This window comes from Treponema sp. (genome assembly GCF_024696245.1).
Classification (GTDB): Bacteria; Spirochaetota; Spirochaetia; order Treponematales; family Treponemataceae; genus Treponema_D.
In genome coordinates this window covers 1-7,795 of the sequence record NZ_JAILGZ010000115.1, presented here as the reverse complement: position 1 = coordinate 7,795, position 7,795 = coordinate 1, and the positions used below count along the sequence as shown (strand labels likewise).

The 7,795-nt window shown below is 39.3% G+C and carries 7 protein-coding genes; 2 read left to right on the top strand and 5 right to left on the bottom strand.

The genetic code is table 11. The features are described from left to right. The first annotated feature begins 54 nt into the window (after positions 1–54). Both K6D58_RS08260 and K6D58_RS08255 read left to right on the top strand, forming a co-directional pair. Entirely contained in the window at positions 55–1,236 is a 1,182-nt protein-coding gene (locus K6D58_RS08260; protein WP_296829589.1) for a TrkA-related ion transporter, read from the top strand. Positions 1,237–1,259: 23 nt separating this feature from the next. Further along, positions 1,260–1,781 carry a cyclic nucleotide-binding domain-containing protein gene (locus K6D58_RS08255; RefSeq protein WP_296829586.1) on the top strand — a complete coding sequence of 174 codons (522 nt, stop codon included), beginning with the start codon at positions 1,260–1,262 and terminating at the stop codon, positions 1,779–1,781. Here the strand turns inward: K6D58_RS08255 and K6D58_RS08250 are convergent. The 5 genes from K6D58_RS08250 to K6D58_RS08230 form a co-directional block, all read right to left on the bottom strand. Then, a complete protein-coding gene (locus K6D58_RS08250) occupies positions 1,757–3,157 on the bottom strand; it encodes an MATE family efflux transporter (protein WP_296829584.1) in 1,401 nt (466 codons plus the stop codon). The two genes, K6D58_RS08255 and K6D58_RS08250, sit on opposite strands and share 25 nt — an antisense overlap. Continuing rightward, a complete protein-coding gene (locus K6D58_RS08245) occupies positions 3,150–3,974 on the bottom strand; it encodes an oxidoreductase (RefSeq protein ID WP_296829581.1) in 825 nt (274 codons plus the stop codon). The genes K6D58_RS08250 and K6D58_RS08245 overlap by 8 nt, the downstream gene beginning before the upstream one ends. 399 nt (positions 3,975–4,373) lie before the next feature. Beyond that, positions 4,374–5,387 (bottom strand): replication initiation protein, encoded by a 1,014-nt coding sequence (locus tag K6D58_RS08240; RefSeq protein ID WP_296829580.1) that lies wholly within the window; start codon positions 5,385–5,387, stop codon positions 4,374–4,376. Positions 5,388–5,401: 14 nt separating this feature from the next. Next, positions 5,402–5,818, bottom strand: coding sequence for a hypothetical protein (locus K6D58_RS08235; protein WP_296829578.1), 417 nt, complete (start codon positions 5,816–5,818; stop codon positions 5,402–5,404). Further along, complete coding sequence (locus K6D58_RS08230) at positions 5,818–6,567, bottom strand: ParA family protein (protein ID WP_296829576.1); 750 nt, start codon at positions 6,565–6,567, stop codon at positions 5,818–5,820. The genes K6D58_RS08235 and K6D58_RS08230 overlap by 1 nt, the downstream gene beginning before the upstream one ends. Positions 6,568–7,795: the final 1,228 nt, after the last annotated feature.

The following is a 7,795-nucleotide window of genomic DNA, read 5'->3' as shown; positions in this document are numbered from 1 at the left end:
CCCCCTTACTTTAAAAAGTCTTTATATTTTTAGTATCTGCTGTACAATTAAAGTATGAAAAAACACCATAAATCCAGACGGCAGCGGCTCTTAAGGGAATTAAAATACATTTTCCTTAATCCCTTTACCTGGGCCTGGATTCTTATAGCAGTAATTCTCCTTGTCATTACAGTGGTGAACAAGCTTACAGAAACAGAAGCCGGTATATCTTCCTGGTGGGATTCAATCTGGTTCAGCCTTGTAACAATCGCTGCAGGCTACTATGAATATTCACCGGCTACAGTTCCGGGAAGAATCGCAAGCTTTCTGCTTCTTATATTCGGTATGCTGGTTCTGTCTGCCATTACCGGTAGAATCGCATCATATTTTCTTGATATTCAGCTTAAAAAAGAAAAAGGACTTCTGAGGTTAAAAAACATGAAAGGACACTTTATTATCTGCGGATGGAGAGCGGGCTTTGACAAAATACTGGACTATGTTCTTGTCTCCAACCCTGACATTACAACAGACATGATTGTTCTGGTAAACGAAGCCAGCGGTGACCAGATGGAAAGCATTCTTGGAGAAAACCGCTTTAAGGGAATTCACTTTGTAGGTGGAGATTTTTCTGACGAAGCTGTATTAAAAAGAGCCCAGGTAGAAAAAGCTGAACGTGCCCTTATAATAAGCGACCAGTCTAAAAAATATTCCCAGCTGGAGACGGATTCCCGCACAGTTCTTGCCGTTCTTACCATAAAAAACCTTAACCCGGAAATCTATATTGCAGCAGAACTTACGGATTCAAAGTTTCAGAATCACCTTCATATGGCCCACTGTGACGAAATCATCCTTACCTCTGACTATGAATACAGCCTTCTTGCCACAGCTTCTTCGGGAATGGGTTACTCCAACGTAATCAGCGCCCTTATAAGCAATGATGCAGACACAGGAATAATCGTAGAAGACATAGAAAGGGAATTTATAGGAAAAACCTACAAGGACTTAAAAAAGACCTTTACTGACTCCAAGGAAGTTCTGGTAGGCCTGCTTTTAAATACAGGTAATTTTCACCAGAGAAGAAAAGACGCCCTAAGGGAAGCCCAGAAAAACCCTGACATTAAAAAAGTCATTAATGAACTTAAGAAGGTAAAAAACATAAAGAGCAACTCTCCCCTTCTTACCCCTGATGACAGTTATATAATTCCGCCCTTTACAAAGGCAATTTTTGTCCGTGGAAAAACCCAGGAAGATTCCTGAGGCCACAATTTAAGGAGTAAAACATGCAGAAACTTGCAGATTTTGAAGAAGTACTTCCAAAGCTTCAGAAAATAGAACTTTTTTCGGATTTTAGCGGCAAAAGCCAGAAAGAACTTAAAATCATGCGGCTTATATACGAAAACCTTAAGATAAAGGACTTTACTGCCGGAGAAACAATAATTCAGGAAGGCTCTAAGGGAGACCTTTTTTACATACTTTACAGCGGCTCAGTTCAGGTACTGCAAAGCACCTTTGAAGGAGACCAGATAGCCCTTGCAAACCTTAATTCAACAATGAACATTTTCTTTGGGGAATCAGCCCTTATAAGTGATGACGTCCGCACTGCAACTATTGTAGCAACCACAGACTGCAGGACCATAACCCTGTCTAAAAAAGCCTTTACCACTATATGTGAAGAAGAGCCTCTTTTTGGCTACAAGGTACTCCTTCACCTTGCCCAGAGGATGATTTCTACGATTCACAGCAGCAACATGGACAAGGCAACCCTTTACGAAGCCCTTTACAACGAAATAGCAAACTCCTGATGCCACTTTTTCTTAATGAATTCGTTAAAGGCAATTATTACAGAAACAACAAAGGCCATAAAGTCAGCTGCCATACCTGCGTAAAGAAGACCGTTAATTCCGATAATTGCAGGAAGAATAATAATCATTGGCAGTAAAAAGAGAATCTGTCTTGTAAGAGAAAGGAAAAGCCCTGTTTTAGGTTTACCGATGGCACTAAAGAAAGTACTTGTAAGAGGCTGAATGTTATTAATAAAGGTACAGAAAAGGAAAATCCTTATGTATCTGACGGCAAAATCCACATAAAGGGGTGAACCTTTTCCAAAAATAGAAATTATCTGAACAGGAAAGAACTGGAAAAGCAAAAAAGTAATAAAACTAACCACAGTACCGGCATTTCTTGTACAGGAGAAGGCTTTTCTGGCCCTGATATAATCCCTGGCACCGTAATTAAAGGAAACTACAGGCTGCATTGCATGGGTAAGACCAATACAGATAGAAAAATAAAGCATGGCAAGCTTGGTAGCAATTCCCACAACGGCAATAGGAATCTCGTCTCCGTAAACAGAAAGAGCTCCGTAGTGCCTGAAGGAATTGTTGGACACAATCTGAACTATCATCATGGCTATCTGATTAAAACCCTGACTCATTCCCAGTTCAGAAATTCTAAGGACAGTTTTTCCATCCGGAATAAAATCCTTAAGGCTAAGCTTTACAGTCTTAAAATGAGCTATGTGGTAAAGGGCAATAAGGGCAGCAGCAACCTGACCGATAACAGTAGCAGCCGCCGCACCTTTCATTCCCCAGCCAAAAACAATTATAAAAAGAGCATCCAGTCCGGTATTAATGACAGCACCTGTAAGGTTACATATCATTGCTACACCTGGTTTTCCGTCACCACGAATAAGATGACCGCCGCTGATGGCAAGAATTACAAAAGGAAATCCCAGGACAATAATACGGGTGTAATCCCTTGCATAAGGAAGGATTCCCTTTGTAGAACCACAAAAAACAAGAAGGGGATCAAGATAAAGTGAAGAAAATAAGGCAATAATTATTCCTGCAATAAGACCACAGGAAACAGCATTTGCAGCAGCCTTAACAGCCCTTGAAGTATCCCTGGCCCCCATGGAAAGGTTAAAGGCAGCAGCACCACCTATTCCAAAAAGCAGGGAACAGGCAGTACAAAGGCTTGATAAAGGAAAAGCAATATTTGTTGCCGCATTGCCAAGTTCTCCCACATAATGACCGATAAAAATCTGGTCTACTATGTTGTAAAGCCCTGTTACAAGCATGGCTATAATCGAAGGAACAGCGAACCTGAATATAAGTGAACCTATCCTCTCTGTAGCAAGAGGGTTAGCGTGATTAAGATTTTCAGACATTTTTCTATACATGGAAAAATATTTTACATAGAAAATCAAAAACCCTTAAAGGCATAAATCTTGTTATTAACACGAGAATTTTTGAATATTTACCAGGGTTATACCTAAGGCCGGGATGTTTTTTACAACTTGCCTTTACTATGCAGGAAGATACTACAGAAGGAGAAGATATCCTGCCTTTACCGCAGTAATTCTTTTTGTAAAATTCAATACTGCCGGCAGCACTCTTTTCGTAAGGCCCACCGGTACAGCATTTACTTATTGAATCTGCAGCAATTACACCCCAGGACGTTCTGATAAAGCCAGGTTCAATAAGAATAACCTTTATGCCAAAAGAAGCCACTTCCATTCTAAGGGAAGAACTTAAAGCTTCTACTGAATATTTTGATGCATGATACCAGCCAAGAAAAGGAGAAGAAAACCTGCCCGCAATAGAAGACACGTTTATAATCCTGCCCTCCCCCTGCTCCCTCATAAGAGGAAGAACCTTCTGAATAACAAGCATAAGGCCAAAAACATTTACATCAAACTGACAGCGGGCTTCATCAATAGGAATTTCTTCAAGACTTCCACCTGCAGCGTAACCGGCATTATTTACAAGAATATCTACCCTGCCCTGCTCCAGCTTTATACGGTTAATACATAAGTCAACGGACTTTTTATCAGTAAGATCCATATAAACGGCATGACCACCCTTTTCTGCAAATTCCTGCATATTTTCCAGGCGGCGGGCAGCACCATAAACAATAAAGCCCTTTTCTAAAAATTTATAACAGGTATCCAGACCAATACCACTGGATGCACCTGTAACCAGAACTACCTTTTTCATTAACTTCCCCCCCAATGAAGCAGGTAACAGTTTTGATATCAACTCAAGGTTCATATCTAGCGTAAAATAAGGCCTTTTTGCCCCTAAAGCGCTATAGGTAACATATTTGATAACAATAATGCAGTAACACTATTGATATCATTATCCACACAAATCTGTGGATTAACATAAATTCAGGTAACAGTTTTGATAAAATTCAGCTTATTATTAATTCCTTATATTATATAGAATTAGTTATTAGAGCTTTTTTACAGGTAACAGTTTTGATTAAAAACAGTCACAGTTTTGAAAACTCTACTATTATATCTAATAATTAACTAATAAATTTAAAAACTAATAATAAACAACAGGAATATGTGGAAAACCTCCTCTTTTGTTATCAAAACTGTTACTTTTCTTCTATATATTAGCTGTAATTAAAGCATATCTTGTATCATCTTTTAATACAGGAGTTGGACTTTTATACAGCATTACACCAGTTCCATCTGACTTAATGTCAAATTTTACTTCCGGATAATATTTTTCTTTTATCATCTTTAATTCATCAATTAAGCGGCTGTAATTAACGCTTTCCTGACTTCTGTTGGCATTTTCATCAACAGGCATAAACTGTTCAACAAGATTCTTACGGGGAATAAAAACAGGTTTGTTTTCATCAATACCGTTGTTCCTGTAAACAAGCCAGGCGTAAAGATCTTTTCCCGATGCACTGGAGATTTCTTTGTACACTGAATAATCAATTGGAACCGCATGTTTCTGGCAAAAGCCGGCAAATTCAGCAGAAAGAATAATCTTAAACCTGCCAAACTTTACATCCTGCCCGTCATCGATTTCCTGATACTGAACGCCTTCCGTAAAGCGGATATTTCCTGTAGATCTTGTTGTAACCGTAACATCACTTTTAGGATAATTGCCGTTATCGTAGAGATCTTTAAAAAGATAACCTGCCTTGGATTCAGTGACTTTCTGTTCAAAGGCAAAGGCAGCGTTACTAAAACATTCCAGCTGTTCCCTTATATCCTTACCCCTTTGCTTTGGAAGCTGCATTTCTTTTAAAAGCTCTGCCAGGGTTGAATATTCAAGGAATACGGCTTCGTTTTTTGTTTTGTTAAGGACGGCATGGGTTGTAAGGACACTAAGAAGAAGGCGGCCGTATTTTCCAAAAGGAACGTTTTTAGGAGATGTAAGGGTAAGGGTTATTCCGTTACTACCCTTTCTTACAAAAACCTGTTTGTTTACGTTTCTGAATGGAAGTGAGGCTGTGGTAAAGAAACTTGGTATGTAGCCTAAGACTTTGGACTTTTTACGGGTCTCATCCAGGGCAAACATGGCATCAAAGGTATCTCCAAGGGTGATTATTTCTTTATCTTCTGTGCTGTCTGTCTGTTTTTCTGCTGAATTTTCAGTTTTCATTCATTCCCCTTGATTCAGCCTTTACGGATAACTTCACCATTGGAAGTGATGTATGCCTTACCCAGTTCTATATCCTGCCTTAAGTAAGTCATAGCTGCCCTGTATGCGGTTGCCAGGGAAAAGCCGTTGGAACAGAACATTTTGCGAAGTTCATTGCGTTCGTCGTCAGTTACGTGAATGCCTATAAGTACATCCTTTCTTTTTTTTGAAGCAACAGCAGCTTTACTGTCTGAATTTTCTGCAGCACTCTCCCCTGCCCCTTGTTGAGTTGAATCAGCCGGAGAGGTAACACTTTTGATATCATTCTGAATAAATGGTCCTTTTTCTGGAATTGCTTCCGGAATATAAGCTGCCATTGATTCCTGAATTTCGTTATTAACTTTAGCTCTTGCAAGGTCTGCAAAACTTGGATTTTTTTGATGTACAGCCATTAAAGTAACCTCTCTACTAAGTCTGATATTGCAGTTAAAGTCTCTGCTTTTGCAGAAACGATTTTGTCATAGATTGTTGTGTGAATACTCTGACTTTTAGAAAATGCAGGGTCTGTTGGAACGATGATAAATTCAAACTGCTTGTCGGCATTAATCTGGTTAAATACATCAAGGTAGATGCTCTGGCTTTTAAGACGTTTGTCCTGCTGGTTAAGAACAATTTTTTTGAATACAGGTTTTACGCCGTACTGGGCTTCTACAGGAGCCAGGTTCTGGTTAAAAATCTGCCATCCGTCCTTTGAAAATTCATCCAGTTTAAGAACAGGTACTACTTCGTTACAGCCGATAAAAATTGATTTTTCAAATTCGTCAAAAGCTGGGGATGTATCAAAAATACAGTAGTCAAAGTGCTGTTCAAGTTCCGGAAGAATCTTTTTTTGAAAGATGAATGGATAGTGCTCGTTTTTTGCAAACTGCTTAAGGCTTCCCCCTACTCCGAAGGTTGGAATTACAAAAAGGTTTTCCAGGTCAGACTGGTATACACATTCCAGGGTTGGAACGTTGCCGTAAAGAATATCTGCAAGTTCATGATCAAAATCATTAAGCAGCCATGAACTGGAATTGCCCTGAGGGTCACAGTCTATATAAACAACTTTTTTGCCACGGTTGGCAAGGTTAACGGCAACAGATACACTGATACTTGTCTTACCTGTTCCGCCTTTTTGAAGTGCGAATGCGTAGGATTTCACCTTTCCCTCCCAAGATACGGTTAAATCTTTTTTAATAAAAATGTTAATAAATATTAAACCCGTTAATCCTTAAATGTCAAGTTACTTTTTAAATGGATATTTAATCGTTTAATGTATATTTAATTGTGTGTAAATATTGATTAAATGGTTTAATCATTTAATGGTTAAACAGTTTAATTTATGTTTACTATATATTTAATAAGTGTTAAATGATTAAATCATTAAAAGTGCCGGAAAAGTGACCTCTGAGGATTGCTTTAGAGGGCTTTTTTTAGAAAAAAGGTAATCCATATCGACCGATTTGAAAGTACCCGTAGCGGCCATCCTCGTGCGTCTGAGGGGATTTGTAAAAATGCAGCTTTGGACGGCTTTTTAAGGGGAGTCAGGCATGGGTTTTGTAAACAGAGGGGGCTTTTTGCACCTGAGCCGGCTTCTGACTGCCTGATTTTGTAACCTGGAGCAGCCTGTGTCTTCTTTCGGCTCCTGGATGGAGTTATGCAAACAGCTGTGTTTTTGAGGTAAAACCAGCCGGTTTTACAGACAGGGGCTGGTACATACAGAGGCGGGCGTGCTTTTTGTAAACAGCGGGAGGCTTTACGTAAACAGGGGGGCTTTACGTAAACAGGGGTGGCTTTACGTAAACAGGGGTGGCTCTACGTAAACAGGGGTGGCTCTACGTAAACAGGGGGTGGCTCTGCATTAAAGAATTCTTTATGAAAGATTAAAGAATTCTTTGTAGTAGATTAACAAAACATTTAAGGGTTAAAGAATTCTTTAATATTGATTAAAAGTTGTAAGTCTGCCAGATGTCCGTCTTTTGTTATCAAAAGTGTTACTTCGACTTTTACAGGGGAGGCGGGTAACAGTTTTGATAGGCTTATATTAACTTTGAATGTTATCAAAAGTGTTACCTGTTTTTATGCTCTGCCGGGGTAGTTGTTTAAAATGGCTGGGCTTAGTATGGATGAAGCGCCTTAGGGGGCAGAATGACTTGTGCTGTGGGCGAGTTTACCTTCGGGGACAGGGTTCAGGGTAGTAAACAGGGTAGGGGAGGTAACAGTTTTGATATCATGGGGTAGAAAAAGCGGTCTTTTTGTTATCAAAAGTGTTACCTCCTTGTCAGGGGCTTTTATATAAGGGCTAGTGTGTTATCAAAACTGTTACACTGTATCTGCGGTTTTACCTGTATGAATTTTTATACATAATAAGGAAAAAGAGGGTAAATTCA

Bases quoted from the DNA above. Each gene is read 5' to 3' on its own strand.
- K6D58_RS08255 (WP_296829586.1), top strand. From the start codon at position 1,260: ATGCAGAAACTTGCAGATTTTGAAGAAGTACTTCCAAAGCTTCAGAAA.
- K6D58_RS08235 (WP_296829578.1), bottom strand. From the start codon at position 5,818: ATGGCTGTACATCAAAAAAATCCAAGTTTTGCAGACCTTGCAAGAGCT.
- K6D58_RS08250 (WP_296829584.1), bottom strand. From the start codon at position 3,157: ATGTATAGAAAAATGTCTGAAAATCTTAATCACGCTAACCCTCTTGCT.
- K6D58_RS08245 (WP_296829581.1), bottom strand. From the start codon at position 3,974: ATGAAAAAGGTAGTTCTGGTTACAGGTGCATCCAGTGGTATTGGTCTG.
- K6D58_RS08240 (WP_296829580.1), bottom strand. From the start codon at position 5,387: ATGAAAACTGAAAATTCAGCAGAAAAACAGACAGACAGCACAGAAGAT.
- K6D58_RS08260 (WP_296829589.1), top strand. From the start codon at position 55: ATGAAAAAACACCATAAATCCAGACGGCAGCGGCTCTTAAGGGAATTA.